Consider the following 25,772-nt stretch of genomic DNA (forward strand, 5'->3'; position numbering starts at 1 on the left):
ACCCAGACACCCGCCCAGCCGTGCGCGGGCTGCGGCGCGAGCGTGGCCTTCGCGCCGGGCACCACCGCCCTGCGATGCCCCTACTGCGGGCTCGAACAGCAGATCGCCCCGCCCGCCCGGCGCGTCCGCGAGCACTCCTTCGACGCCTTCCTCGCCAAGCCGCGCGTCCACACCCTGGCCAGGCACCAGTTCACCTGCCCCGGCTGCGGCGCCCGCACCGAGAGCGACGCCCTGTCCATGGGCTGCCAGTTCTGCAGCACCGCCCTGGTGGCCGACACGGCGAACGACTCACAGATCACCCCGGAGGCCGTGCTCCCCTTCGCCCTCGACCGCGGCGGCACGAGGACCGCGCTGCGCGGCTGGGTGCGGACCCGTTGGTTCGCCCCCAACCGCCTCAAGAAGGTCAGCGAGGCGGAGACCATGAAGAGCACGTACCTTCCGCACTGGACGTTCGACGCGGCCACGGTCTCCGACTACACCGGCCAGCGCGGCAAGCACTACTGGGTGACCCAGTCCTACACCTCCAACGGCCAGCGCAAGACCCGCCGGGTCCGCAAGACCCGCTGGCATCCCGCCGCCGGCCGGGTCGCGCGCACCTTCGACGACGTCCTCGTCCCCGCCACCACGCGGCTCCCCGGCGAACGGCTCAACGCGCTGCAGCCCTGGCCGCTGGAGCGGGCGGTCGCGTTCCAGCCCGGCTACGTGACCGGGCACCACAGCCTCAGGTACGACACCGAGCCGCAGGCCGGCATGGAGCTGGCCAAGGGCGTCATGCACCAGGTCATCCTGGGCGACTGCCGCAGGGACATCGGCGGCGACGAGCAGCGCGTGCACTCGGTGAACACCTCCTACGCGGACGTCACGTTCAAGCTGGTGCTGCTGCCGGTGTGGGTCGGCAACTACGTGTTCAGCGGCAAGACGTACCAGGTGATGATCAATGGGGTGAGCGGGGAGGTCCACGGCGACCGGCCGTACAGCGCGGTAAAGATCGCGTTCGCGGTGCTCGCCGCGCTGATCGTGCTCGCGGCGATGGTCTGGCTGGTCTGGGGGAGGAACGCGTAGCCTGGCCCAATGCTCCGCCGCCTGCTGCGCGTCGTCCTCGCCCTGGTCGCGCTCGGTTTCCTGGGCTACGGCCTGGCCTCCAACTGGGAGGAGACCACGGCCGCCGTGGCCGACATGTCGCCGTGGGCGGTGCTGGGGGCGTTCGCCGCGGTGCTGCTCGGCCAGTTCTTCATGCTGGTCGCCTGGCGCGAGATCCTGGCGGGGCTCGGCACGCGGGTGCCGCTGCGGGTCGCCGGGCGCATCATGTTCGTGGGCCAGCTCGGGAAGTACATCCCGGGCGCGGTCTGGGCGTACGCCGCGATGATCGACCTAGGTCGTGACCACGGCAGCCCGCCGCGGCGCACGTTCGCGACGATCTCGCTGAGTCTGGTGATCAGCATCGGGGCCGCGATCTCGATCGCCGCGGCCACGCTGGGCTCGCAGGAGGTGGTGCGGCGGGCCTGGTACCTCGTGCTGCTCGTGCCGGTGATCATGGTCTGCCTGCACCCGAAGGTGCTCACCTGGGGTCTCAACCTCGCGCTGCGCGTCGCCCGCAAGGAGCCGCTGGAGAGCGTCCTGCCCGGCCGCACGGTCGTGGTCGCGGTGGCGTGGACGGCGCTCGGCTGGCTCGTGTACGGCCTGCACGTCTGGCTGCTGGCCGGTCGCGCCGACCTCTACGTCGTGGCCACCGGCGCCTACGCCTTCGCGTGGGCCACCGGCATCCTGACCGTCGTCGTGCCCGCCGGGGTCGGCATCAGGGAGGGCGCGATGGTGCTGGTGCTCGGGCCGATCATCGGCACGCCCGCCGCGCTCGCGGTGGCCATCGTGTCGCGGCTGGCCTTCACCCTGGCCGACGCGACGGCCGCGGGGGTGTCGTGGCTGCTGGGCCGTCAGGCGCCGAGCAGCGCCGCCGTGTACGCGGACCAGAACGGCTCCGGATCGACCGCCTTGACCCCCGACCGCAACCTCTCGGGCTCGCCGGAGGCGTAGAAGCGCTCGATCGCCTCGCGGAGCGCTCCGGCGTCGCCCGGCTCGACGAGGATCCCGTCGACGCCGTCGGTGACGTGGTCGGCCAGCGCGCCGACGCGGGTGGCGATCACGGGCACGCCGTGCTCGTGGCCGAGCCAGACGTTCTGGCTGGCGGTCGCGGTGCGGTACGGCAGCACGAGCGCGTCGGCGGCGGCGAACAACGCCGGCACGTCCTCGGCCGCCACATAGCCGGGCCGCAGCTCGACCCGGTCACCGAGACCCAGCTCGGCGATCAGCGCCTTCGTCTCGTCGAGCCCACCCCAGAACTCTCCCGCCACCGTCAGCGCGACCCCGTCGGGCAGCGCCCGCAGCAGCAGGTCGAGCCCCTTGTAGGGCCGGACCATGCCGAAGAAGAGCAGCCGGCGTTGCACGGCGGTGGACCTCTCGGCGGTGGTCGAGGGCAGGTGCGGCGGCAGCCCCGCCACACTCACCGGCGTGCCGGTCAGCCCTCTGGCCAGCGCGGCCTGCTGCTCGGAGTGGGTCAGCACGCCGTCGACCCGGTTGAGCAGCGCCCGCATGAGCGGCCGGTCGTAGGGCTTGCGCTCGTGCGGCAGCACGTTGTGGCACAGGGCGACGGCTTTTGCCTTGCGCGCCAGGCCGAGCAGGATGCCCAGGTAGGCGGGGACCTGCACGGGGCTGAGCACGGCGAGAACGACCAGGTCCGCCGAGCGCAGCCGCCGGCCCGCGCCGGCCCACCCGTCGGGCCGCCGCCAGTCGAGCCTGCGCGCGGTCCGCGGGTAGGGGCTGCCCTCGGGTGCGGAGATCGTCTGCTCGCCGGGGTAGAGGAACGACGGGTACTGGGCCCGCCACGACTCGATCACCACGTCGTGCCCCAGGGCCGCGAGCCGGTGCGCGAGCTCGGTGGTGTGCTGAGCCCCGCCCCCTTTGTACGGGTAGGTCGGGCCGACGATCGCGATGCGCACCGGTCAGTTCCCGCGCGAGCGCACGATCAGGTCAGCCAGCAACGCCACGGACCCGATCAGCAACCCGGACAGGAAGATCATGACGGTGTTGGCGGGAAAGTAGAACGGGTGCTGGATCATGTCCCAGACGCCCTTCAGCAGCCCGATGCCCACCAGCCACAACGCGGGGGGCATCAGCACCTTGAGCGGGTTGAAGTACATGATCATCCGCAGCACCTGCAGGATGTAGCGGTAGGCGTCGGAGACGAAGCTGAACTTCGACTTGCCGGCCCGCTTGGCGTAGCCGATCGGCAGGTAGTAGACGTCGTGCTGGTTGGACAGGAACGACAGTGTGATCGTCGTGACGCAGGAGAACCCGGGAGGCAGCAGCCGCAGGTAGGGCTTGGCCACCGGCCTGCGGAAGGCCCGCAATCCGGAGTTGAGGTCGGGGATCTTCTGCCCGGCCAGCATCTCCGCCACCTTGCGGATCACCCACTTGGCGGGCACGCGCAGCAGTTTGTGCGAGCCCTCCTCGCTGGTGCGCGCGCCGACCACCATGTCGATCGTCCGGTCCTTCTCCAGGAGCTGCACCAACTCGGGGATGCGCTCGTTGGGGTAGGTCATGTCGGCGTCGGTCCACACGACGATCTCGCCCCTGGCCTCCTGCGTGCCGATGCGGCGCACGGTGCCGGCGCCGCCGTTGCGGTGGAAGGCGCGGATGCGCAGGTGGGGGTAGGTGGGCGCGGCCTCTTTCAGCCTGGCCAGCGTCTCGTCGCTGGAGCAGTCGTCGACGGCCACGAGCTCGTAGGTGTAGCCGCTGGAGTCCATCGCCTTGGTGATGCGCTCGACCTCGTCGAGGACGTGGTCCTGCTCGTTGTAGCAGGGAAGGACGATCGTGACGTATGGCGCTTCTTCCACGGCAGGTCCACTCTTGGAGGCGTCGAGCGTGCTCACGGGGATCGAGGTTACTCTGCCCAGAGGAACACCGAGTCTACCCTACAAGATCGTTCTACTTCGACACGGCCATCCAGACGTTCATCCGCAACGTCCAGGTGCCGTTGGGAGCCTCGATCAGCGAGCGCTCGTCCTGCCGCGCCACCAGCGCCAGGACCTGCGTCGCCCGCCCGTACGGCGCGACCTGGCCCTCGTCGGCGGCCAGCACGACCGGCACGCGCCCGGTGCCCCGCACCCGCTCGATCAGGCGGCGTACCTGGTCCTCAGGCGCCACGTCGGTCAGCACGCGCTTGACCGCGGCCGCCGGGAGACCGCACGTGCCCCGCACCGCCTGCATGAACCGGTCGCCGGTGACCCGCTCGACGAACAACACCGAGGCGTCGCGCGGGATCTTGTCGCACATCGCCTCGACCGCCGCCGCTTCGCCCCGCTCGATCGGCGTGAACGCCGTGCCGATCGAGGTCACGGCCGGGGGCACCAGCACGAGCGCGACCGCCAGCGCGGTGCCCCAGCGCCGAATTCGCGTGCCGCGCCGGCCCGCCTGGTCGCGCAGCCAGGCCAGCGCGTACGTGGCCAGCAGGATGAGCCCGGGGATGACGACGGGCACCAGGCGGCGGGCCGCCCACGGATGGTCGGGCGTGATCTCGGGCCGCAGCAGCGTGGTGACGGTGGTCCAGCCGATCACCGCGAGCGGCAGCAGCCACTCGAACAGCGCGCCGTCGCGCAGCAGCCGGCGGACGAGCAGCGCCGCGGCGACCGTGGCCAGCACGACCGTGGGCAGGCCGACGTACCAGACCGCCCAGTGCAGCGAGTACTCGAAGTAGAGCCGTGTGCCGTCGGGCGTCATGCCGTTGGCCTTCTGGATCGCCTCGATCATCGAGAACGTACGCCGGTCGCCCTCGTGCACCGGCACCCGGGTGACCGCCTGAACCCACGGACGCGCGTAGAGGCCGGCCATGAGCAGGACGGTCAGCCCGGCCCCCGCCATCGGCAGCCATTTCGGCGGGCGCAGCCGGGCCAGGAGCGGCGCGGCGGCCGTGCCGGCCACGGTGAGCACGAGCACACCCGCGCAGATGAGCAGCAGCGGCCGGATCGAGCCCCCCAGGTAACCCAGGTACGGCCGGGCGAGCACGTATCCCCCGAGCATCCCGACCCCGCCGCCCACGACCAGACCGGCCAGCAACCCTGGGCCGAGCGCCCCCTTGTTCCTCGCCGACCGCCGCATCGCGATCAGCAGCCCCGCGTACGCCAGCACCGGCAGCACGTCACGCAGCCCGTCGATCCTGACCAGTACGGCCAGCCCGAACACCAGCCCAGCGAGCAGCCCGCGCCACCACCCCGGCCTGGTGAACGCGTCGCAGGCCAACGACAGGCCGCCGAACAGCAACACCATCGACGGGATCTCGCTGAACGTGGTGCGCGAGGTGTAGAGGATCGGCAGGCACACCGCGAACGCCACCGCCGCGACCACCGCCCACCGCGCGCCGGCCAGCCGCGCGACGACCCCGGCCAGCGTGAGCACGGCCAGCGCGCCCAGCACGGCCGGCATCGCGAACGGCGCCCCGAACCAGTTGCCCACCGCGAACAGCAGCGGTGCGCCCGGCATGAACTGCGGCACCACCCCGCCGGGCACGTCGAAGAACCCGACGCCGGCGAAGATCAGCCACGGGTCGAACCCGCCGAACGCCTCAGCCTGCCTCGGGATGGGCAACGAGCCGTGCTGCGCGATCCAGGCCGCGTACTGGGCGTACGTCGCCGGATCACGCCTGACGGCGACCTGCTCGCTGTGCAGCACCGTGTTGAACACGCCCGACGCCAGGGCCACCGCCACGACCGCCGCGACCTGCCGGGGCGTGGCCTCGACCAGCTTGCCGAGCCGCCGCGTGCCCGCCCAGCACAGCAGCGCGGCGGCGGGGAGCCCGAGAAGCGCGGCCGGCAGCGGCGCGAAGCGGCCGAGCAGCAGCAGCGGTAGCCCGGCCAGCAGCCATCCCGCCACGGCGAGCGCGGGCAGCACCGAGAGCGCGGCGAGCAACCGGCCTGGTCGATCGTGTCCCATCGGTCAGCGAGCGTATCCAACCGCGCACACCGGGCACGCCCACGGCGGGTGCGTGGCGTGCCGCCGGTGGCACGGGCTCCGCACGATCGCCGGTACCGTACGGTGGCAGACCGCCCGGGGGTGGCGGAGGATTCGGGAGGACGTACGGCTGATGTCGGAGGCTCGTACGGAGGAGCCCGCGCCGGCCCGCCGGGGCAGGCGGCGCCTCCCGGGCGAGGTCCGGCGCCGGGTCCGGCGGCACGGGTGGTTCCTGGCCGTGTTCGTGCTCGGCGCGGCGCTGCGCGCCCTGGCCATGGCGGGTTACCGGCCCGCCCTGTGGTTCCCCGACACCTACACCTACGTCGTCACCGTCTTCCACCCACGCCCCGACCTGGTGCGGCCGGCGGGCTACTCGATGTTCCTCAAGCTGCTCGAACCACTGCACTCCTTCGCCGCGGTCGCGGCCGTGCAGCACCTGCTCGGCCTGGCCACGGGCGTGCTGGTCTATCTGGCGGCGCGCCGGGCGCCCCGATGGGCGGCGACGCCGGCCGCCGTTCCCGTGTTGCTGGACGCGTACCAGGTCGAGCTGGAGCATCTGCTGGTCGCCGACACGCTCTTCATGTTCCTGGTCGTGGCCGCCGTCGTGCTCAGCACGACGCGGCGGCCCGCCACCGTGGCGGCGATCGGGCTGCTGCTGGCGGCGGCCGTGCTCACCAGGACGGTCGGCCAGCCGCTGATCGTCGTGCTGGCCGGCTGGTTCGTGCTGCGCCGGCGCATCCGGCCCGCCGGGGTGCTGCTCGCCGCCGCCCTGGTGCCGCTCGTCGCGTACGGCGCCTGGTTCTACTCCACCTACCAGCGAATCGGCCTGGTGGGCGCGAACGGCGCCTTCCTGTACGCCCGCGCGATGTCGTTCGCCGACTGCGCCAGGATGGACCCGCCGCCCGATCTGAGGGTCCTGTGCGACCCCCGCCCGCCGGAGGAGCGGCCGCCCTCCCAGGAGTACATCTGGGCCAAGGACGCCCCCCTCGTCCGGCTGCCAGGGATCACGTTCACGAAGGAGAACGACGAGCTGGCGGCCAGGTTCGCGGCGCTGGCGATCACCAGCCAGCCGCTCGACTACGCCGCCTCGGTGCTGGGCGAGCTGGGCCGCACGTTCACCTGGGGCCGTCCGGTCTATCCTGACGCCGAGATTTACGGCTACTACGAGTTCCCTGTCACCGAACCGGGTCCGCCTGGCCGTTATCCCGCACAGGTGGGCGCCGAATATGCCAAGCTCTATGAGCAGGGTGCGATCGGCACGAAGATCGTCGAGCCTTACGCCGGATGGCTGCGGGCCTACCAGAGCGCAGCGCGGCTGCCCGGCCCGGTGCTCCTGGGGGTGCTGCTGGTGCCGCCGGTGATGGCCGTCGCCGGGCTCCGGCGCAGGCGGCAGGGCCGGCCTCGCGCGGGAGCTCCGGCCTGGCTGGTGCTCTGGTCGGCGGCCGCCGTGCTGCTGGTCACACCGGCCGCGGCCGCCGAGTTCGACTACCGTTACGTGCTGCCGGCCGTACCTCTGGCCTGTCTGGCGGCTGCCCTCAGTCTCAGGCCTGATGTGCTGCGACGAGTACCCGGAGGGTGAAGAGAGTTTGGCGATGATATTCCACGCAATGTCCGGCTCTGAGTATGCTTTCCGGCGAAAGCGTCACACCCGGGTCACGATCGTTGCCCGCGATCAAGGCCACGGGCCCGCCGCACGTGTCCTACTTTCGTTGCCCGGAGCGACCAAGCCGGCGCGTCAGGCGCAAGAAGTGAGGCTAGGGGGCGTATGAGCGACTACAGGGGCGCGCCAGTAGCTGATTTCCCGCACGACCATCGAGGCGCTCACTCCCAGCCCGGCAGCAGGATGGCCCGCAGGGCGGCCGCCGCCGCGCCGCCTCCCGAGCCGCCGGACGACGGGCCGCCCCGCGGCCATCGCGGCGGTGGCGGCCAGGGCGGCAGAATGCGCGTGCTGGCCTGGGTCAGCATCGGCGTCACCTCGCTCATGGTCGCGGGCGCGCTGACCGGCTACGTGGTCTACCGCGACGCCTTCGGCAACATCAAGCAGAAGAGCATCAACGACGACATCATCAACCCTCGGCCCTTCGACACCGGCGCGCTCAACGTGCTGCTCGTGGGCTCCGACACCCGCGCGGGCGAGGGCAACGCGAAATACGGCCAGGAGGACGCCAGGAAGGCCGACGGCGGCGGCAAGCGCACCGACACGATCATCCTGCTGCACATCTCCCCCAACCGCGACCAGGCCCGGCTGGTCAGCTTCCCGCGCGACTCGATGGTGCAGATCCCGAAGTGCAAGAACGAGACCACCAAGCAGGAGATGCCCCCACGCCGCGACATGATCAACTCGGCGTACAACTCGGGCGGCGTCGCGTGCACGATCTCCACGCTCGAGACCCTCACCGGCATCCGCGTCAACCACTTCGTCGAGGTCGACTTCAGCGGCTTCAAGAACATCGTCGACGCCCTGGGCGGCATCGAGATCTGCCTGCAGAACGGCGTCAACGACAAGAGCTCCAAGCTCGTGCTGCCGCCCGGCAAGAGCCTGCTCAACGGCGAGAAGGCCCTCGGATACGTACGCCTGCGCAAATACGGCGACGGCAGCGACCTCCAGCGCATCAAGCGGCAGCAGATCTTCCTCAGCAAGGTCATCGCCAAGGCCACCAGCAGCGAGCTCATGACCGACGTCGGCAAGCTCAGAAACTTCATCGCGGCCGCCGCCGGCTCGGTCACCATGGACCCCGCGCTCGCCAACGACACCGAGAAGCTCATCTCCATCGCCATGAGCACGAAGCAACTGACGGCTAAGGGGGTCGAGCTCACCACGGTCCCGGTCCTGCCCGACCCGGACAACCCCGATGCTCGCGTGGTCTGGAGACAGCCCGACGCCCAGAAGCTGTTCACCGCGATCAAGACGGACACCGAGGAGACCCAGCCGTCGCCGTCCGCCAGCGCCAGCTCCAGCTCCAAGCCCAAGGTCACGCCCAAGCCGGAGCAGGTGCGAGTCCAGGTGCTGAACGGCACCAAGGCTCAGGGCAAGGCGAACGAGGTCGCCGGCCAACTGGCCGAGCAGGGCTTCAAGGTGATCGGGGTGGGCAACTACGAGGCCCCGGGCGGCGCCAGCCTGGCCAAGAGCGAGGTCCACTACGCCAAGTCGATCGACACGGCGCCCGACTACGCCGACGTGCTGGCCAAGGCCGTCGTGCCCAAGCCCTCGCCGGGGTCGGGCAAGGTCAGGGCGACGAACGCGCAGCCGTACACGTCCACGACGACCAGCACCGGCGGAGCCAAGCTCAAGGGCACTCCGGTGATCCAGTTCGTCATCGGCGAGGACTTCGACTCGGTCAAGGTCAGCAAGCTGCCCGACAGCGTCGAGCAGAACTCGATCAACGCGTCCGAGCAGAAGAACGTGTGCACCTGACGCTCCAGATTGCCTGTGTAATCGCGTCATATCCGCCGCGTGAGGGACAGCACCCTTGAGCGCGAGATAGTGTGTTGCGGGTCGGCGACGCAGCGCGACACGGGGCCGCAAGGTCGTCCGGGTCGTGCTGCCGTCGTGTTCCCCGGCCCCGAGCGAAGCTGAGCGACTCCCCCAGTGTCTGACACCAGATGGTCCCCACAGGTCACGACCCCGCGGAGCCCTGACGGCGAGGGTGGGCCCGCCGACACGGGGGCCCGATGGCCGCTACCGGAGGAGACCTTCTGGAGCGAGGCCACCGACCCGCACGGCGTGCCGCCGGGCGAGCGCACGGAGCCGCAGCCCGCGGTGCGGGCCGAGCGCCCCGTGATCACGGCGCCCGCCGCGCAGCCGGAGGCGCAGCCGCAACCCCGGCCCCAGCAGCAGGCCGAGCAGCCGCCCAAGCGCAAGCGTGACCCGTTCCTCGACAACGTCAAGTTCATCCTGATCGCGCTCGTGCCGCTGGGCCACTCGCTGGTGCCGACCTTGTCGGCCGACTCCTCCAGATCGCTGTACATCTTCATCTACACGTTCCACATGCCGCTGTTCGTGCTGATCAGCGGCTACCTGTCCAGAAATTTCTGGAACTCCAACGCGAAGACCAACAAGCTGGTCGACACGTTCCTCGTCCCCTACGTGATCGTCGAGGTCGGCTACGCCGCGCTCCGCTTCGCGCTGGGCCAGAAGTGGAGCCTGACGATCATCGACCCGGCGTGGCTCAACTGGTATCTCCTGGCGCTGCTGTTCTGGCGCCTGTCCACGCCGGTGTGGAAGCGCATGAAATATCCCGTCCCCGTGTCGATCGCGATCTACCTGTTCGCCGGGTTCTCGCAGATCTCGGGCGACTTCAGCATGGACCGCTTCTTCGGCCTCCTGCCGTTCTTCGTCATCGGCCTCGTGATGCAGCCCGAACACTTCGAGCTGCTCAACCGGCGCTGGATCAAGATCGTCTCGGTGGTCACGGTGCTCGGCGCGGCGGCGGTGGCCATCTACATCGCGCCCAAGGCCCCGCTCGGCCCCTTCTACTACAAGAACAGCTACCAGGACCTCGACCTGTCCTGGTACATGGGGCTCGGGCTGCGCGTCGGCCTGCTGGTGTGCGCGCTCGCCATGTGCTTCGCCGTGCTGGCGCTGGTGCCCAGGAAGGAGACCTGGTACACCGACCTCGGCACCCGCACGCTCTACTGCTACCTCCTGCACGGCATCCCCGTCCTGATCGCCAAGGACCAGGGCTGGCTGGAGTTCCCGTGGCTGCACGGGCCGCTCGGCGTCCTGGCGATCAGCTTCAGCTCCTTCGCGCTGGCGATCGTGTTGTGCCTGCCGGAGACCCGTACGGTCTTCAAGTGGGTGCTTGAGCCCCGCCTGACCTGGCTCTATCGGCGGCCATCCCGAAGTTAAGCAGCCGTTTGGCCCGCATTAACGCCTTTGACCTGGTTAGCGCCGAGCATCGACACATGCGCGCATGTGTCGCCACGACCGTCCACCATCCCGAGGACGCCCGGATCATGCACCGGCAGATCCGGGCGCTGCTCGACGCGGGCCACGAGGTGACCTACGTCGCGCCGTTCACCCACTTCAACGTGACGCCGGCCATGGGGCTCAGGGCCGGCGACGTGGCGTACCACGCGTCGTACGGGCGGGCCCGCGCGGTGCTCAAACGCGGTGTGAAGGACGCGGACCTCCTGATCGTGCACGACCACCGGCTGCTGCGCGCGCTGCCCCTCCGGCGGCCCCCTGTCGTCTGGGACGTACGCGAGCGGGTGAGCCCGGCGCGGCTCGCCCGCGCGGGCCGCCGACACCGGGTGGTCACGACCGCGGTGCTCCCCGAGGCGACCCTGGTGTCGCCCGCCCCTCCCCCGCCCGGCGACACCAGGGTCGTGCACATCGGCCGCCTGTCGGCCGAGCGAGGCGTGACGGAGCTGATCGGGCTGGCCGAGCGGCTGGTCCCGCACGGGGTGAGGCTGGACCTGATCGGCGCGGCGGCCCGCGACGTGCGTCCGCTGCTGCGCGACGCCCAGCGCGTCGGCCTGCTCGACTGGTACGGGTACGTGCCCAACCGGCACGCCCTGCGCATGGCCGAGGGCGCGCTGGCGGGCCTGTCGCTGGCCGCCGGCACGGTGGCGACGCCGCCCACCAAGATCATGGACTACATGGGCCGCGGGCTGCCCGTGATCACCACCCCGCAGGGCGCGTCGCTGGTCGAGCGAGCCGGCTGCGGCCTCGTGGTTCCCTTCGACGTGGACGCCGTGCTGAACGCCGTCCTGGACCTCAAGGAGGACCCGGCACGCCGGCTCGAACTGGGCGCGCTGGGCCACGCCGAGGCACGCCTGCGCCACCACTGGCCGGACCACGCGCAGGACTTCGTCCGCCGCGCCGAGTCGTGGGCCGGCCTGACGGCGCACGCGCTCGCCGTCTAGGGCTTGTCCAGGTCGAAGGCGACGTCGGCCAGGCGGACCGTGCGGACGCGCGGATCCTTGATCACCTCGCGCAGTTTCTCGACCGAGCTGCCCTGGTCGACGTAGGCGTAGGAGAGACCGCCGTCCGCCGCCCTGCGCAGCCGGTCAAGGGACAGGTCGAAGGCGCGCAGGTTGGCGTCGTCGTGCTCGTGGAGCAGGCCGACCCAGGCGCGGAAGTCCCGCAGCCCGCCGCCGCACGATTCCTCGGTCATGTCGCCGCCCTTCTTCCCGGGGTTTGTCCGCGCGTCGGCCCAGTAGCCGAAGCCCCAGGTGATGGAGAGGGCGCCCGGTCTGCGCTCGTAGGCGACCCGCTCGGCACAGGCGCCGTGCGTCTTCATGAAGGCCTTCATGTCGCCTTCGGGCAGCGGCGTGGCGAACTCCACCACCGCCATCGCCCTGAGGTCCCCGGGCAGCCGGTCGAGCACCTTGCGCACGTCCTTTTTGGGGGCGAGGGAGGTGCCGACGTCGTACAGGGCCGTGGAGAGCCTGGTGTTGGCGACGCTGCCCAGCGGCAGGCGCCCCACCCGGCCGAAGAGGTTCTGACTGATCGTGTACGCGGCGCCGCCCGCGGGCCAGAAGTCGCCGGCAGGCCGCAGCGGAGCCGCCTGCACCTCCAGGGACATCGACATCGGGGTGGTCTCGCAGCAGGCGCCCAGGCTCACGGCGTAGGCCGGGCTGTACATCTTGAACGCGGTGCCGAGCACGGCGGCCATGCGCTGCTCGCGGTCGCCGCGGGTCTGCACCGCGGCCGAACCCCACGTGAGCGCCGCGGCGAGGAGGACGAGTACGGTCAGGACGATCGCGGCCGTCCTGAGGACACCCCGCCGCACGGCGTTCCGGGTGGCCTTGGGGTCGAAGTCCGGCAGGTCTGGGAAGTCGTCGGTCATTCGGGGGCTCCGTAGATGTCGGCGAAGGCGTTCCTGGCCCGCCACACGGCGGTCTTGATCGAGGCGTGATTCCTGCCGGTCATCGCGGCCACCTCCACGAGCGAGAACCCTTCGAGGTAGACCAGCGTGAGCAGCCTGCGGTGCCGCTCGGGCAGCCGGTCCAGGGTGTCGCGCACGTCGAGGGAGACCACGTGGAGCGCGGGCACGCCCAGCTCGCCGGGGTCCGGCAGGGCCACCTCGATCCGGCGGCGGCGTATGTGGTCGACCAGGACGTTGCGGGCGATGGCGAGCAGCCAGGCGGCCGGGTTCTCGCCACGCCAGCCCAGCAGGGCCCTGGTCGCCTTGACGAACGTCTCCTGTGCCAGGTCTTCCGCGAGATGGCTGCGCAGGAGGAACCCGCACACGAGCGGCCAGTGCTCGCGATACAGCTCCTCGATGATGACGCCCCCCGTGTCGGTTGGAAACTCACATCACATCTAGACGGCACCGGGGCGGGAATGGTCACACGGCTTGCCGTGCCCGACCGGCACGCCCTGCGCATGGCCGAGGACGCGCCGGCGGGCCTGTCGCTGGCCGCCGGCACGGTGCCGACACCGCCACCAAAAGCATGGACTGCATCGGCCGCGGGCTGCCGTCGATTCGTTCGCCGGGCAGACGGCGTACGCAGGTGGGCGTAGGCCACGGATACGGCGATGGTGGGAAGACCCGGGCGCCGTTCACGGCAAGGGTGGGCGCATGTTGAGAACCCGTTTCCCCAAGGCGGCGGGGGTCGCCTCGCTGCTCCTGTCCATCGTGGCCTTCCCCGCTGTGGCCTCCACGGCCGACGACGCCGTGGTACGAACCTCCGACGGTCCTGTACGCGGCAAGGTCACCGCTGACTACCGCCTGTTCCAGGGCATACCGTTCGCCGCCCCGCCGGTGGGGGCCAGGCGATGGCGCGCGCCCGCCCCCGTCAAACCGTGGACGAAGATCAAGAACGCCACAAAACCCGGCCCGTCATGCCCCTGGCGGCTCGCGCCGTCGGAACCGCCGTTGGGAGAGGAGGACTGCCTCTATCTCAACGTGGAGACCCCGCGTACGACGTCCTCCCGGCTGCCCGTGATGGTGTTCCTGCACGGTGGCGGCTTCACCGGCGGCACCGGAGGACTGTACGACCCGACGCGGATCGTCAAGCGCGGCCAGGTGGTCGTGGTGACCCTGAACTACCGGCTGGGCAGCCTGGGCTTCCTGGCCCATCCCGGGAATCGGGATCGGTACAACGGAAACTTCGGGATCGCCGACCAGCAGGCGGCGCTGCGGTGGGTGCGGAGCAACATCGCCGCGTTCGGCGGCGACCCGGGCAACGTGACCCTGTGGGGGGAGTCGGCGGGTGCCTTCAGCGCCTGCGCCCAGTTGGCCGCACCCGGCGCGAAGGGGCTGTTCCACAAGGCGATCGTGCAGAGCGGGCCGTGCGGCAACGACCTGCTGACGAGGAAGGACGCCGAGCGCCGGGCCGTGAAAACGGCGCGCGAACTCGGCTGTGCCGACCGGAAGACGGCACTCGCCTGCCTGCGCCACAAGCCGCTCAGCGACCTGATCGGCTTGTACGAGGCCCAGGTGCAGTCCATCGAGCCCAGAATCGCCTCGATGCCGTGGCTGCCCGTCGCCGGCACCAAGGCGCTGCCGGTCCAGCCGCTGGAGGCGCTGCGGACCTCGTCAGTGCCCTTGATCCACGGCGGCACCAGGGACGAGATGCGGGTCTTCGTGGCCCAGCAGCACGCCAAGATCGACAAGGCGGAATACCGGCGGACGGTCAGGAAACTCTTCGGGGCCAGGGCCGGCAAGCGGGTGCTGGCGGAGTATCCGGCCAAGCGCTACCCCAGCCCGGCTCTGGCGCTCGCGACACTGCTCGGGGACCACGGAGGCAAGGTCGGCGCCTGCTCCCAGCTGCCCGCGAACGAGGCCAATCGCGCGCCCGTGTTCGGTTACGAGTTCGCCGAGCCGGTGGACAAGGTCGAGAACGGCATGCCGATGGGGGTTCCGCACGGCGCGGACGTACGGTACTTCTTCGACAGCTTCCACCCGGGGAACCTGCCCGCCCCGCCGACCGCGCTGCACAACAAGCTGGTCGACTACTGGACGAGCTTCGCCAAAACCGGCGTGCCGGGCCCGGACTGGCCCGCCTATGACCGCTCGACCGTGCTGTCCATCAGCGCCAAGGGTGTCACGCCGATCAACCTGTCCGCCGAGCATCACTGCGGCTTCTGGAAGCGGCTGCGCCCCGCCTCCTGACGAGTCGTCCCAGCGGCACCAAGGCCCGCCCGCGTGCGCTCACGCCGGCGGGCCGAGGCCCGACTGGATCGCGAACACGACGAGCTGCGCCCTGTCACGGGCCCTCAACTTGAGCATCGCCCGGCTGACATGGGTACGCACCGTCTCGGTGCTGAGCACCAGCCGGGCAGCGATCTCGTCGTTGGACATGCCGGTGGCCACCCAGGCCGTCACCTCGCGTTCGCGCTCGGTCAGCTCCTTGACGCCGGGATGCGCGATCATGGCGGGGGTGCGCCGGGTGAACTGAGAGATCACGCTCCGGGTGACCGACGGCGACAACAACGACTCGCCGCCGGCGACCACGCGAACCGCGCGCAGCAACTCGTCCGGCTCGGCGTCCTTGAGCACGAACCCGCTGGCCCCGTCACGCAACGCCTCGAACACGTACTCCTCCAGGCCGAACGTGGTCAGCATGACCACACGTACCGATGACAGCGCCGGATCGTCGCTGATCTCCCGCAGAGTCGCCAGGCCGTTCATCTCGGGCATCCTGATGTCCATCAGCACCACGTCCGGCCTGGTCTCACGGACGACGGCCAGCCCGGACCGGCCGTCGGCGGCCTCTCCGACGAGCTCCGTATCAGGCTCGGAGCGCAGCAGCGTACGCACGCCGACCCGGATCAGAGCCTGGTCATCGATGACGACGACGCGGATCATGGTACTTCCTCCACAGGGATCCGGGCCGTGACGGAGAATCCACCGCCGGGAAGGGGGCCCGCCTCCAGCTCCCCGCCCAGCTGCTCGGTCTGCGCTCGCATGCCCCGGATGCCGAGACCGCCGCCGGGACTCGTGGCGTGCGAGGCCCGGTCGCCGCCGGTGTCGGTGACCTCGACCAACAGCTCATCGCCGTCGCGGCGGATCAGAACCCGGACGGCGGCCGTGCCCGCGTGCCGTAGCACGTTCGTCAGCGCCTCCCGCACGATCCGGAACGCGGCGGAGTCCACCGGCCCGGCCAGGCCGAGGTCCGGCTGGACGTTCAAGGTCAAATCGATCCCGGCCGCCCTGACCCTGCCCGCGAGCTCGCCGAGGCCGTCCAGTCCCGGCACAGGCTGGCGCTGCGCGGGTTCGTCGCCGCGCAGGTGCTCCAGCTCCGCGCGCAGGCTGTCCAGCGCCTCGCGGCTGGTGGCGCGTACCGCCTCCATGGCCTGACGGGCCTCCACCGGGTCACGATCGAGCACGTGCAGCGCCACCCCCGCCTGCATCGCGATGGCGGCCAGCCCGTGGCCGATGGTGTCGTGCAGATCCTGCGCCATCCGCAAGCGTTCCTCCGATGCCATCCGCCGCGCCTGCTCCGTGCGCACGCCCGCGGCGGCCTCCCGCCGGATCCGTACCGTGGTGCCGATCGTCAGCACGACCAGCGTGACCGCTCCCCACACGAGTACGTCCACGACCATCGCCGACCCGCTGGCCGCCGGCTCCGCGGCGACCTTGGCGAACAGGCCCACGATCAGCACGCCGAAGTCCGCCGCCACGACCAGCCCCGCCTGGACGGCCGGCCATGCCGCGGCCACGCCGTACATCGCGGCGGGCACCGTCAGCAGAACCGGCCCGAACGGATAGCCGGCCGCCAGATAGGTCACGACTGCCGCGCCGTTGAGCAGCAGCACCAGCCCCGGTCTGCGCCGCCAGGCCAGCGCCAGGGCCGCGGCCACCACCAGCGCGTACGCCCCGGCGTCCAGCGGGCGCGCCGCGTCAGGCTGGTACACGGCCGCCGGCCCGGTGCCGACCAGGTTGGCGGCGAGAAAGGGCAGGCACGGCCACGCGTCGACCGACCAGCTCCGCGTACGGTCCGCGATGCTCGTCACGGTCCTGACTTTAACTGCTGTCGTAACCGCTGCCGTCCTCACCACAGCTACGCGGATCCGCGTATCCGGGAGGCCGCGGCCACGGGGACGACCCGGTAGCGGCGGCCGGGTCACAGTGAAGCGTCGGATCAGCGCAGGCGAAGGAAGCGATGAAAATGAACAGAACGCTGTCGGGCGTCCGCCTGGTCACCGTGGCCGGGCTGATCGCCGGTGCCGTGGGCATGGTCGTCCAGCGCGTGGCGGGAGTGAACATGCCGGTCGTGCCACCGGGCCTCGTCCTGCTGGTCGGGTCGGCGCTGCTGATCGCCTTCACCGGCTGGCGCTGGACCCCGGCCTTGGGCGCGTTGATCGGGCTCTCGGAGGCCGCCGCCATCGTCGCCACCGGCCAGCTCGCCGTCCTTGCCGACGTGACCTCGATCGGCGTCTTCCTCGGCACCTGGATCAGGACCATCGGCGTGGTGGTCGCCTTGGTCGCCGGGGTGCTCGCCACCGTGGCCGCCTACCGCTCACGAACGGCGTGACTCCTCCCGTCCGCCGCCGGCGCCGACGGCGGCGGCGGCGGACGGGGACGAGGCCGCCCGCTGAAGCCCCGGCCCGCGCATCCGCGGACCATGAGAGCAGTACGTGGACCCTGTCCGGCAACCCCAGCTTGGTCAGGACGCTCGACACGCTCGGCGGGCACCGGTACCGGCTGTCCGGCCGACCGCGGGGACGCGCCAGGCGGCCGGGTTCTCGCCACGCCGGCAAGGCAGGGCCCTGGTCGCCTTGACGAACGTCTCCTGTGCCAGGTCTTCCGCGAGATGGGGGGTCACGGGTCGTGCGCAGGAGGAACCCGCACACGAGCGGCAAGTGCTCGCTATACAGCTGGAAACCCACATCACACCTAGACGGCACCGGGGCGGGAATGGTCACACGGCTTGCCGGTTGATGTACTGAAAGCATGGCAACGCATCTGATCCAGGGCCGGACGGTCGGCATGCCGGTGCGGGTGCGGGACGCGGAGATCTGCGGCGCCTTCTACCCGGTGCGCGCCGACGCCGCCAGGGCGGTCATCGCGTACTCCGGGCTCGACGTCGCCGAGGTCCTGCCGGGCAAGGCCGTCTGCGTGCTGCTGTTCGTCGACTACCGCGACGGCGATCTCGACGCCTACCACGAGTTCGGCATGGCCTTCCTGGTGCGCCCTCCGGGCGTGTCGGGGCCCATGAAAGCGGCGGACCTGGCGCGGGCCGGGGTGTTCGTGCACTGGCTGCCGGTCGACCAGCAGTTCACGCTGGAAGCCGGGCGCACGTTGTGGGGGTTTCCGAAGGAAATGGCCGACATCGAGTTGCGGCTCGGATCGCCGTACAAACGGTGTGTGCTGCGCAAGGACGGCCGGCTCGTGCTCGACATGCTGGTCAGGCCGGGCGTGCCGGTGCCGGGGGCCACCGTGGTGAAGCCGCTGGAGGCGTACACGCACCGGGAGGGCGTCACGCGGCGCGTGCCCTGGTCGGCGCGGGCGCGCCGCGCCAGGATCCGCCCCGGCGGGGCGCTGATCCGCCTGGGCAACCATCCCATCGCCAAGGAACTGAGCGAGCTGGGGCTGCCGAAGCGGGCGTTGTTCAGCATGAACGTCGCACGCGCCGAGATGCTCTTCGGCGCGGCCAGGGAGGCGTGAGCTCAGACGATCGGCGGGCGGCCCAGCTTCACCATGCGCCAGGCCGTGCGCCACGCCATGGGACGGCGCTCGCCGGCGGGGGTGCGCAGGCCCTCGAAGAAGCCGGCGAACCAGGCTTTGAGCGCGCCGCCCGAGCCGCGCTCGCGCACGAGAGTGAGCACGACCCAGTTGGTGAGGTAGAGGAACGCCAGCGGCCACGGCAGGTTGCGCCGGGCCAGCCAGACCCGGTTGCGGGCGTTGAGCCGGTAGAACTCGGTGTGCCGCGTCGGCGGCACCTGCGGGTGGTACATCACCGTCTCGGCGTCATATTCGATGCGGTAGCCCTCGCCGAGCAGCCGCCAGGCCAGGTCGGTCTCCTCGTGCGCGTAGAAGAACCGCTCGGGCAGGCCGCCCACCTGAAGGAAGGCGGAGCGCCTGACGGCCGAGGCGCCCCCGAGGAACGTCGTGACGGGTGAGGAGCGCTGCGGGTCGCCCGCGCGCAGGCGGGGGACGTGCCGCCGCTGACCGATGCCTCCGTCGGGATCCATCACCCGGAAGGAGATCACCGCGAGGTCGGGCTCGGTGGCGAAACGGTCGCGCACGTGGGCGACCACCTTCTGGCTGGCGTACCAGCCGTCGTCGTCGAGGAACAGCACGACGTCGCCCGAGCACTCCTCCACGCCGCGGTTTCGGCCTGCGGGGATGCCGGTGTTCTGGTCGAGCCGGATCGATTTCACGATCGCGGACGACCCCTCGGGTGGCGTCGCCGACACCTCGGGCACGTCGGCGCCATTGCCTACGATCACCACCTCGACGTCGCCGTCGACCTGGTTGAGCGCGGACTCGACCGCCCGGTTCAGCTCCGCGACCCGGTTGCCCATGGTGAGGATGACGCACGAGATCTTCAACGAATCATCGTCCTGACGCGTTGAGAGCACGAGCGGAGCATTCTTTCATGATCACCGAGTCTGCTGGTCTGCATCGTTTGGGATATGGGTGGAGCTAAGCGTATCGGAACCGTCAGTGAACCCCCACCGAACGGAGGACGTCCGATCAATACGACGGACGAGGGGCTCCATCGGTTCCGACATGAGATCACGCAAGTCGCCTCGATGCCAGGATGCTGACCAGATGCAGAACAACCTGGAGGCAGGCCGCGGCGAAACAGGCGACGAGCAACACCCTGGTGGGGGTGAGATCGCCGGTCACCAGATCGATCACCGCGGTCGCCAGCGCGAGCAGCGACAGCTCCACCGGCTGCACGATGCGGTGGAACTTCGTCGCCGACAACACCCGCCTGCCCAGCCCCAGCAGCCCTGAGCGGAACTGGCCCACCGAGGCCTCGGTCGCCGCCGCCAGCCCGCCCTTGGCCCGCGCCACCTCCACGAGGTCGGTTTCGGCCTTGATGAGGATCGCGCCCAGCGCGGCGGCGACCCCCAGCACGGTGTACCAGTCGGGCAGGACGGCCGAGGCCCGCCAGCCCAGCCCAGCGAGCAGCGCCGCCTCGGTGAAGTAGGCGCCGACGCGGTCGAGGTAGACGCCGACCAGCGAGGTCTTGCCCGTCCAGCGCGCCAGCTCGCCGTCGGAGCAGTCGAGCAGGAGGTAGACCTGGACGAGCAGGGCGGCGAACACGGCCGCCCACAGCCCCGGCAGGGCCAGCACGACCCCGGCCACGACGCCGGCCACCGTCATCACCCAGGTGAGCTGGTTGGGCGTGACCGGCGTCCTGGCCATCAGCCACGTGACGTAGATGGACATCCTGCGCATGTAGAGGACGCCCGCCCAGTGCTCACCGTTCCTGCGCTGGAGGTGTCCGTCGGGTTGGGCGACCCGCCGCAGCTCAGCGACCGAAGGCCCGGACATAGTCCTCCACCCGATCGTGGATCTCGGAGTCCTGCATGCGCAGGTGCTCCAGGATCGTGTAGCGGCCGGGACGGGTGGCCGGCGCCAGCGCGACGGCCTCGGCGAACTGCTCGCTGGACAGCCCGATGTCGGCGGGGACGACCGGCAGCTCGTGGCGGCGCAGGCATTGGGTCACCTGCGTCACGCGAGCGTCGTCCTGCCTGAGGAAGAAGCAGAAGGCGGCACCGATCCCGGCGAGCTCGCCGTGGTTGGAGGTGCCGGGGAAGAGCTGATCCACGGCATGAAGGATCTCATGGTCTCCACCGCTCGCGGGCCGGGAGGAGCCGGCGATCACCATCGACATACCCGAAAGGATCAGCGACTCGGCCAGCACGGTGAGGAACGCGTCGGACTCGATGGAGTCGGCCCGCCCGATCAGCGCCTCCGCGGCGGTGCGGGCCATGGAGCAGGCCAGCCCGTCGATCGGCTCGCCGCGCTCGACGTTGCCGAGCTGCCAGTCCTCGATCGCCGACAGGTTGCTCACCACGTCGCCCACGCCCGCCCTGACGAGCTGCTGCGGCGCGCTGTGCACGAAGTCGAGGTCGACAAGGATCGCCAGCGGCATCGGCACCCCGAACGTGCCCTTGCCGCCGTCGTAGACCAGGGAGGCGGTGGGCGAGCAGATGCCGTCGTGGGCGAGGTTGGTGGCCACGGCCACCATCGGGATGCCGGCGAGCGACGCGGCGTATTTCGTCGCGTCGATCGTCTTGCCGCCACCGACGCCGACCACGACCTCGTAGGCGCCCTTGCGCAGGTCGGCGCCGAGCGAGACGGCCGCGTCGACCGTGCCGTCGGCCACCCTGAAGACCTCGGCCTCACCCAGCGTGGGCGCTATCAGGCTTTCGATGTGGTCGCCCTGGCCGGGCCCGACGGCCACGGCGACCCTGCCGGACGTGGCCACGCGGCTGTCGGCCAGCAGCGCGCCGAGCTCCGCCACCGCGCCCCGCCTGACCTGCATGGTCAGCGGCGTCGGCAACATTCTCGCTAGAAGCGGCATCGCGCCCCCTCAGTAGCGCACGGCTATGGTGCGGGCCTTGGCCAGGTCGTCGTGGTTGTCCACCTCGACCCAGTCGACCTCACCGATGGGCGCGGCGTGGATCAGCTCACCGCGCTCGACCATCTCCTGGTAACCGTCCTCGTAGTAGAGCTGCGGGTCGCGCTCGAACGTCGCCTTGAGCGCGTCGGCCAGCCGTTCGGCCGCGCCCGGCCGGATGAGTGTGGCGCCGATGTACTCGCCGTAGGCCTCGGCCGGGTCCATCAGCTTGGTGATGCGGCGCAGCGCGCCCTCCGGCGAGAGCGTGACCTTCATCTCCTCGTCGGCGAGCTTCTTCACGTTGTCGACGGCCAGCAGGATGTCGCTCGTCCCGGGGGCCGACAGCAGGGTCTTCTCCACCGAGACGGGGTGCACGGTGTCGCCGTTGACCAGCAGCGCGCCCTGGGCGAAGTAGTCGCGTGCGCACCACAGGGAGTAGGCGTTGTTCCACTCCTCGGCCTTGTCGTTGTGCACGAGGGTGAGCTTGACGCCGTGCCTGTCCTCCAGTTCCTCCTTGCGGTCGTGGACGGCCTGCGCCGCGTAACCGACGACGACCACGACCTCCCGCAGGTCCACCTCGGCCAGGTTGCGCAGCGAGATGTCCATGATCGTGGTTTCGCCGTCGACCGGCACGAGCGCCTTGGGCAGCGTGTCGGTGTACGGCCGCAGGCGTCGTCCGGCCCCGGCGGCCAGAACCATTCCCAGCAACGTGCACTCCTCAGTCGTAACGTGCGGCGGGGCACTGGACGCGACCCGCGCAGGGGGTGGGGCGGTCGTTGGACGCGCCACCGTAGGCCCAAAGGTTAGTTCCCTTTCGGCCTACGGTGGGTAATCTGTCATCAGTCTTGTGTTCCCGTATCCGCCGCCTCCGCACCCGCCTGGGGGGCGGCCAGCCAGCATGTGAGGCTCTCCCAGCCGAACAACACCCACAGGTAGAGCGCGAGCACCACATAGCCGCCGGCCAGCCAGCCCGTGAGAGCGACCAGCGAGACCACCATCATCCGCCCGTCCCAGCCGAGCCCGAACGTCGACAGCCAGGCCGGGGCGTAGACCCGCTGGCGCACCCGGTGGACCAGGTCGTAGTGGTGGAAGGCCAGCGCGCCGAGCAGCATCATGATGATCACCGGGTGCACCCCGTGGGCGAAGCCGCACGCCGCGATGAACGTGTACTCGATGACCCGCAGGATCGGCGGCACGAGCCAGTCGAGCCGGCCGTCGTGCGCGTGGCTGCTGCCCGGCCCGGCCAGCAGCAGCGTCACGGCGGGCGCGAACACGGCGAGCCCGTCGGACCCGGCCACCCCGAGCACCAGCAGCACCCCGGTGACGAACGTGCCCGCGATCACCGGCGGCAGCGGCGGCAGTTGCCCGGCCACGAGCATGCCCATGGCGCGCGAGAGCGGCCCGTCGTCGCGGTAGGCCACGACCGTGCTGCTGGGGACGGGTGCCATGTGGACCGATGTCACCGTGCCGACCTCGCGATCCGTCCGCAGAGCTGGTAGAGGGCCGCCACGCCGCCCCAGCACAGCAGCGACAGGAACGTGACCTTGGCGTTCCAGCATGCGGCGGTGACGGCGATCAGGGCGGTGCGCTCGCCGATGGGCAGCACAATGATCTTCTTGAGCCAGCGGGTCAGGGTGTCGCGTTCCAGCCGCTGGGCGAGGCCGAGCACTCCCCTGGCGCGGCGGGCGTCCTCCGACTCCAGCAGGGAGCGGGCCGGCCGGCCCCACAGGGCGCCGACGCGGGCGGTGTCGGCCACGGCCCCCGCGTACGTGTAGTCGACGGCGTGCCGGACGATCTGCAGGATCATCGCGGCGACCGCGAGATACCAGATGCGGGGCCCGGCGTATCCGGCGGCCAGGCCGATGTAGACGACGTATTCCTTGACCCGGTCGGCCATGCCGTCGGCCCACGCGCCGAGTGGGGAGAACGTGCGGGTGTAGCGGGCGAGCTGGCCGTCGAGGCAGTCGAGCGCGAACGACAGGTAGAGCAGCACCGCTCCGGCCAGCCGCGTGGCCGGGGTGCCGGCGGAGAACCAGACGGCCGCCAGCAGCGCCAGGCCGACGGAGACGCCGGTGACGGTGTTGGGCGTCAGCTTGAGCAGGGCGGCCGGCCTGATCAGGTGGCGGGTCCAGGTGGAGACGAAGTAGGTCGCGAAGAAGCCGTCGTCGTGCTTGACGGCGGTCTCGATCTTGACCTTGGCCTCGTCGACCTCGGCCAGCTTGGCCAGGGCGGCGTCGGCGGAGATCTGGCCGGTCACCCGGTCGGCGTGCAGCGGCCCGAGAGTCGCCGCGCGCACCGCCACGCCCGATCTGACCAGCCCGACGAGCAGCAGGTCGACGGCCTCGACCGGGGTGACAGGGCCGAGGCGGCCGGTGTCGGCCAGCTCGGCCAGCTCCTCGGCGATGTCGGCGAGCACGCCGAGGTCGGACTCGGAGGCCTGCAGCACGCCCCTGAACGTGGCGTTCGCCTCGGGGACGAGGTGGAACGAGCTGCCCGCGGCGACGACCTTGGCGCCTTCGACGCGTACGGGCGGCCGCAGCGGAGCCGCGGCCGTGTCGCGGCAGACCAGCGCGCCCGTGTCGTGGGCGGGGTGTTCGAGCAGCAGGGCCAGCGCCTCGGTGTGGACGACGAGGTCGCCGGGCAGCACGGCGACGGCGCCGTTGGTGGTGCGCGCGATCTTGGCCACCCCGCGCAGGTCGGCGCCGAGGCCGCCGCTGGGGGTCACCATGTGCACCTCACGCACCGGAAGCGTGGCGAGCTGGTCGCCGAGCCGGTCGAGCAGTGTGCCGGCGTCGCAGGAGAGCCCGCATGCCGGGGTCGTGGCGAGGACCACGACGGTGGTGTGCGGGCTGGTGGTGCCACTTCGCGTCATAGAGTCGGGCAAGGCACAGGTCTCCTCCCGGTCGGGTCGGGAGCGCGTGGGCACGTGGGTGCGTAGGCACAGCGTAGCGACAGGTCAGCGCGATATCACGGAACAGGACCGTTAGGCTCGCGGTATGACGTCACGGCTGCGGTCGGTTGGGGTGCTCCTCGCGGGCGGCGTGGGGCAGCGGTTCGGGCGCGACACGCCCAAACAGCTCGTCGAGGTGGCGGGACGGACCATCATCGAGCACTCGCTGGAGGTGTTCGAGCGCGCCCCCGAGATCGACGAGATCGTGGTGCTGATGACGCCGGGACACGCCGACCGGGTGCGCGAGATCGTCGCCCGGGGCGGCTACGGCAAGGTCAGCCAGGTGGTCGACGGCGGCGCGAGCCGTACCGAGAGCACGTGGCGGGCGTTGCGGGCGCTCGGCACGCGGGAGTGCAACGTGCTGCTGCACGACGCCGTACGCCCGCTCGTGGGGCCGCGCATCATCGCCGACTGCGTCAGGGCGCTGCGCGAGCATCCGGCCGTCAACGTGGCGATCCCGAGCTCCGACACGGTGCTGGTGGCCGAGCCGGCGCCCGGCGGCGAGGTGATCGGCGACGTGCTCGACCGGTCGCGGTTGCGCCGCAGCCAGACACCCCAGTGTTTCCGGCTCTCGCTGATCCGCGAGGCGTACGCGCGGGCCATGGCCGACCCCGGCTTCGGCGAGCGGCCCGCCACCGACGACTGCGGCGTGGTCCTGCGCTATCTGCCCGGCGTCCCGATCCATCTGGTGCCGGGCAGCGAGCACAACATCAAGGTCACCCATCCGGCCGACCTGCACATCGCCGAGCGGCTCTTCCAGCTCGCCGCGAGGGTGCCGGCGGGCGGTCCAGAAGGGCTGGGCGGGCAGAGCGTGGTGGTCTTCGGCTCGGCGGGGATCGCGGAGCTGGCCGCCGCCCGCGGCGCCCGGGTGCACACCTTCTCCGAGGCCGACGGGGTGCGCGTCGACGACGCCGGCGCGGTGGCCAAGGCACTCGACGGCGTGGGAGGCGTCGATCACGTGGTGAACGCGGCGGTCGCCGGCCACACGGGCGGGCTTGCCGAGGCCACGGGCGAGCACGTCGCCGAGGCGGTGGGCGTCAACCATCTGGGCGCGCTCAACGTGGCCCGCGCCGCCCGCCCGCACCTGCGCGGCAGCCTGCTGCTGCACGCCCCGCCCGGTTCCGGGGCGCTGCACGCGGCCTCGCGGGCCGCGGTGGCCGGGCTCACCCGGGCGCTGGCCCGCGAATGGGCCGTTGACGGCATCCGGGTCAACTGCCTCAATATCGGTACGTCTCCGCACCACGTCGCGCAGACCTCGCTGGACATCCTCATCTCCGACCTATCAGGGCAAGTCATAGAGGCGGGCGTGGACGACGCTTGACCCGGGACTTGTTACCGTGCGATC

At 71.0% G+C, this 25,772-nt stretch carries 24 protein-coding genes; 10 read left to right on the forward strand and 14 right to left on the reverse strand.

What is annotated here, in order from left to right:
- On the forward strand, positions 1-1,062 hold a 1,062-nt coding region (locus E1267_RS21110), incomplete at its 5' end, for a TFIIB-type zinc ribbon-containing protein (protein WP_246064094.1).
- A 9-nt stretch (positions 1,063-1,071) separates the two neighbouring features.
- The gene (locus E1267_RS21115; RefSeq protein WP_132334314.1) at positions 1,072-2,031 is read left to right on the forward strand and encodes a lysylphosphatidylglycerol synthase transmembrane domain-containing protein; all 960 of its coding nucleotides are present in this window, start codon (positions 1,072-1,074) and stop codon (positions 2,029-2,031) included.
- On the opposite strand, the gene E1267_RS21120 is transcribed toward E1267_RS21115, so the two are convergent.
- Genes E1267_RS21120 through E1267_RS21130 form a run of 3 tightly spaced genes read right to left on the reverse strand, consistent with a single transcriptional unit; the run spans position 1,932 to position 5,982 of the window.
- Positions 1,932-2,993, reverse strand: a complete 1,062-nt coding sequence (locus E1267_RS21120) for a glycosyltransferase family 4 protein (RefSeq protein WP_132334315.1) — start codon at positions 2,991-2,993, stop codon at positions 1,932-1,934. The two genes, E1267_RS21115 and E1267_RS21120, sit on opposite strands and share 100 nt — an antisense overlap.
- 3 nt (positions 2,994-2,996) lie before the next feature.
- Positions 2,997-3,926 (reverse strand): glycosyltransferase family 2 protein, encoded by a 930-nt coding sequence (locus E1267_RS21125; protein ID WP_246064095.1) that lies wholly within the window; start codon positions 3,924-3,926, stop codon positions 2,997-2,999.
- Between the two features lie 55 nt (positions 3,927-3,981).
- Positions 3,982-5,982, reverse strand: coding sequence for a glycosyltransferase family 39 protein (locus E1267_RS21130; RefSeq protein ID WP_132334316.1), 2,001 nt, complete (start codon positions 5,980-5,982; stop codon positions 3,982-3,984).
- Between the two features lie 151 nt (positions 5,983-6,133).
- Here E1267_RS21130 and E1267_RS21135 point away from each other — a divergent pair, with 151 nt between their 5' ends.
- The 4 genes from E1267_RS21135 to E1267_RS21150 all read left to right on the forward strand — a co-directional run bounded on the left by E1267_RS21135 (position 6,134) and on the right by E1267_RS21150 (position 11,868).
- Positions 6,134-7,579, forward strand: a complete 1,446-nt coding sequence (locus tag E1267_RS21135) for a hypothetical protein (protein WP_246064098.1) — start codon at positions 6,134-6,136, stop codon at positions 7,577-7,579.
- A 186-nt stretch (positions 7,580-7,765) separates the two neighbouring features.
- Positions 7,766-9,415: an LCP family protein gene (locus tag E1267_RS21140; protein WP_246064100.1), complete on the forward strand. Its 1,650-nt coding sequence runs from the start codon at positions 7,766-7,768 to the stop codon at positions 9,413-9,415.
- A gap of 174 nt (positions 9,416-9,589) precedes the next feature.
- Entirely contained in the window at positions 9,590-10,849 is a 1,260-nt protein-coding gene (locus E1267_RS21145; RefSeq protein WP_132334317.1) for an acyltransferase family protein, read from the forward strand.
- A 56-nt stretch (positions 10,850-10,905) separates the two neighbouring features.
- Positions 10,906-11,868, forward strand: coding sequence for a glycosyltransferase (locus tag E1267_RS21150; RefSeq protein WP_132334318.1), 963 nt, complete (start codon positions 10,906-10,908; stop codon positions 11,866-11,868).
- On the opposite strand, the gene E1267_RS21155 is transcribed toward E1267_RS21150, so the two are convergent.
- The gene (locus tag E1267_RS21155; protein ID WP_132334319.1) at positions 11,865-12,794 is read right to left on the reverse strand and encodes a hypothetical protein; all 930 of its coding nucleotides are present in this window, start codon (positions 12,792-12,794) and stop codon (positions 11,865-11,867) included. The genes E1267_RS21150 and E1267_RS21155 overlap by 4 nt on opposite strands.
- Positions 12,791-13,234, reverse strand: a complete 444-nt coding sequence (locus tag E1267_RS21160) for an RNA polymerase sigma factor (RefSeq protein WP_342774854.1) — start codon at positions 13,232-13,234, stop codon at positions 12,791-12,793. The genes E1267_RS21155 and E1267_RS21160 overlap by 4 nt, the downstream gene beginning before the upstream one ends.
- 295 nt (positions 13,235-13,529) lie before the next feature.
- On the opposite strand from E1267_RS21160, the gene E1267_RS21165 reads away from it, so the two are divergent.
- Positions 13,530-15,065 (forward strand): carboxylesterase/lipase family protein, encoded by a 1,536-nt coding sequence (locus E1267_RS21165; protein WP_132334321.1) that lies wholly within the window; start codon positions 13,530-13,532, stop codon positions 15,063-15,065.
- Between the two features lie 39 nt (positions 15,066-15,104).
- On the opposite strand, the gene E1267_RS21170 is transcribed toward E1267_RS21165, so the two are convergent.
- The gene (locus E1267_RS21170) at positions 15,105-15,761 is read right to left on the reverse strand and encodes a response regulator (protein ID WP_132334322.1); all 657 of its coding nucleotides are present in this window, start codon (positions 15,759-15,761) and stop codon (positions 15,105-15,107) included.
- Positions 15,758-16,909, reverse strand: a complete 1,152-nt coding sequence (locus tag E1267_RS21175; RefSeq protein ID WP_132334323.1) for a sensor histidine kinase — start codon at positions 16,907-16,909, stop codon at positions 15,758-15,760. Before E1267_RS21175 ends, E1267_RS21170 begins: the two co-directional genes overlap by 4 nt.
- A gap of 155 nt (positions 16,910-17,064) precedes the next feature.
- On the opposite strand from E1267_RS21175, the gene E1267_RS21180 reads away from it, so the two are divergent.
- Positions 17,065-17,430 carry a hypothetical protein gene (locus E1267_RS21180; RefSeq protein WP_132334324.1) on the forward strand — a complete coding sequence of 122 codons (366 nt, stop codon included), beginning with the start codon at positions 17,065-17,067 and terminating at the stop codon, positions 17,428-17,430.
- Positions 17,431-17,562: 132 nt separating this feature from the next.
- On the opposite strand, the gene E1267_RS47950 is transcribed toward E1267_RS21180, so the two are convergent.
- Positions 17,563-17,787: a sigma factor gene (locus tag E1267_RS47950; protein ID WP_132334325.1), complete on the reverse strand. Its 225-nt coding sequence runs from the start codon at positions 17,785-17,787 to the stop codon at positions 17,563-17,565.
- 62 nt (positions 17,788-17,849) lie between these two features.
- Between E1267_RS47950 and E1267_RS21190 the strand changes: the two genes are divergently transcribed.
- Positions 17,850-18,563 (forward strand): acetoacetate decarboxylase family protein, encoded by a 714-nt coding sequence (locus tag E1267_RS21190; protein WP_132334326.1) that lies wholly within the window; start codon positions 17,850-17,852, stop codon positions 18,561-18,563.
- A gap of 2 nt (positions 18,564-18,565) precedes the next feature.
- On the opposite strand, the gene E1267_RS21195 is transcribed toward E1267_RS21190, so the two are convergent.
- The 6 genes from E1267_RS21195 to E1267_RS47340 form a co-directional block, all read right to left on the reverse strand.
- A complete protein-coding gene (locus tag E1267_RS21195; RefSeq protein ID WP_132334327.1) occupies positions 18,566-19,450 on the reverse strand; it encodes a glycosyltransferase family 2 protein in 885 nt (294 codons plus the stop codon).
- A gap of 187 nt (positions 19,451-19,637) precedes the next feature.
- Complete coding sequence (locus tag E1267_RS21200) at positions 19,638-20,405, reverse strand: CDP-alcohol phosphatidyltransferase family protein (RefSeq protein WP_132334328.1); 768 nt, start codon at positions 20,403-20,405, stop codon at positions 19,638-19,640.
- Positions 20,383-21,423 carry an iron-containing alcohol dehydrogenase family protein gene (locus E1267_RS21205; protein ID WP_165959712.1) on the reverse strand — a complete coding sequence of 347 codons (1,041 nt, stop codon included), beginning with the start codon at positions 21,421-21,423 and terminating at the stop codon, positions 20,383-20,385. Before E1267_RS21205 ends, E1267_RS21200 begins: the two co-directional genes overlap by 23 nt.
- Positions 21,424-21,450: 27 nt before the next feature.
- Positions 21,451-22,185: a phosphocholine cytidylyltransferase family protein gene (locus E1267_RS21210; RefSeq protein ID WP_132334330.1), complete on the reverse strand. Its 735-nt coding sequence runs from the start codon at positions 22,183-22,185 to the stop codon at positions 21,451-21,453.
- 131 nt (positions 22,186-22,316) lie between these two features.
- A complete protein-coding gene (locus E1267_RS47335; protein WP_281283674.1) occupies positions 22,317-22,925 on the reverse strand; it encodes a DUF5941 domain-containing protein in 609 nt (202 codons plus the stop codon).
- Positions 22,926-22,936: 11 nt separating this feature from the next.
- Entirely contained in the window at positions 22,937-24,361 is a 1,425-nt protein-coding gene (locus E1267_RS47340; RefSeq protein ID WP_281283675.1) for a CDP-alcohol phosphatidyltransferase family protein, read from the reverse strand.
- 112 nt (positions 24,362-24,473) lie between these two features.
- On the opposite strand from E1267_RS47340, the gene E1267_RS21225 reads away from it, so the two are divergent.
- Positions 24,474-25,748, forward strand: coding sequence for a bifunctional cytidylyltransferase/SDR family oxidoreductase (locus E1267_RS21225; protein WP_132334332.1), 1,275 nt, complete (start codon positions 24,474-24,476; stop codon positions 25,746-25,748).
- Positions 25,749-25,772: the final 24 nt, after the last annotated feature.

Origin of the sequence: Nonomuraea longispora, from assembly GCF_004348345.1 — a bacterium.
GTDB lineage: Bacteria > Actinomycetota > Actinomycetes > Streptosporangiales > Streptosporangiaceae > Nonomuraea > Nonomuraea longispora.

What these genes read in the sequence shown, in the direction of transcription:
- E1267_RS21130 (WP_132334316.1), bottom strand. Translation starts at nt 5,982, where the DNA reads ATGGGACACGATCGACCAGGCCGGTTGCTCGCCGCGCTCTCGGTGCTG.
- E1267_RS21170 (WP_132334322.1), bottom strand. Translation starts at nt 15,761, where the DNA reads ATGATCCGCGTCGTCGTCATCGATGACCAGGCTCTGATCCGGGTCGGC.
- E1267_RS47335 (WP_281283674.1), bottom strand. Translation starts at nt 22,925, where the DNA reads ATGGCACCCGTCCCCAGCAGCACGGTCGTGGCCTACCGCGACGACGGG.
- E1267_RS21140 (WP_246064100.1), top strand. Translation starts at nt 7,766, where the DNA reads ATGAGCGACTACAGGGGCGCGCCAGTAGCTGATTTCCCGCACGACCAT.
- E1267_RS21205 (WP_165959712.1), bottom strand. Translation starts at nt 21,423, where the DNA reads ATGTTGCCGACGCCGCTGACCATGCAGGTCAGGCGGGGCGCGGTGGCG.
- E1267_RS21190 (WP_132334326.1), top strand. Translation starts at nt 17,850, where the DNA reads ATGGCAACGCATCTGATCCAGGGCCGGACGGTCGGCATGCCGGTGCGG.
- E1267_RS21135 (WP_246064098.1), top strand. Translation starts at nt 6,134, where the DNA reads ATGTCGGAGGCTCGTACGGAGGAGCCCGCGCCGGCCCGCCGGGGCAGG.
- E1267_RS47950 (WP_132334325.1), bottom strand. Translation starts at nt 17,787, where the DNA reads ATGTGGGTTTCCAGCTGTATAGCGAGCACTTGCCGCTCGTGTGCGGGT.
- E1267_RS21155 (WP_132334319.1), bottom strand. Translation starts at nt 12,794, where the DNA reads ATGACCGACGACTTCCCAGACCTGCCGGACTTCGACCCCAAGGCCACC.
- E1267_RS21225 (WP_132334332.1), top strand. Translation starts at nt 24,474, where the DNA reads ATGACGTCACGGCTGCGGTCGGTTGGGGTGCTCCTCGCGGGCGGCGTG.
- E1267_RS21150 (WP_132334318.1), top strand. Translation starts at nt 10,906, where the DNA reads ATGCGCGCATGTGTCGCCACGACCGTCCACCATCCCGAGGACGCCCGG.
- E1267_RS21115 (WP_132334314.1), top strand. Translation starts at nt 1,072, where the DNA reads ATGCTCCGCCGCCTGCTGCGCGTCGTCCTCGCCCTGGTCGCGCTCGGT.
- E1267_RS21180 (WP_132334324.1), top strand. Translation starts at nt 17,065, where the DNA reads ATGAACAGAACGCTGTCGGGCGTCCGCCTGGTCACCGTGGCCGGGCTG.
- E1267_RS21165 (WP_132334321.1), top strand. Translation starts at nt 13,530, where the DNA reads ATGTTGAGAACCCGTTTCCCCAAGGCGGCGGGGGTCGCCTCGCTGCTC.
- E1267_RS21200 (WP_132334328.1), bottom strand. Translation starts at nt 20,405, where the DNA reads ATGTCCGGGCCTTCGGTCGCTGAGCTGCGGCGGGTCGCCCAACCCGAC.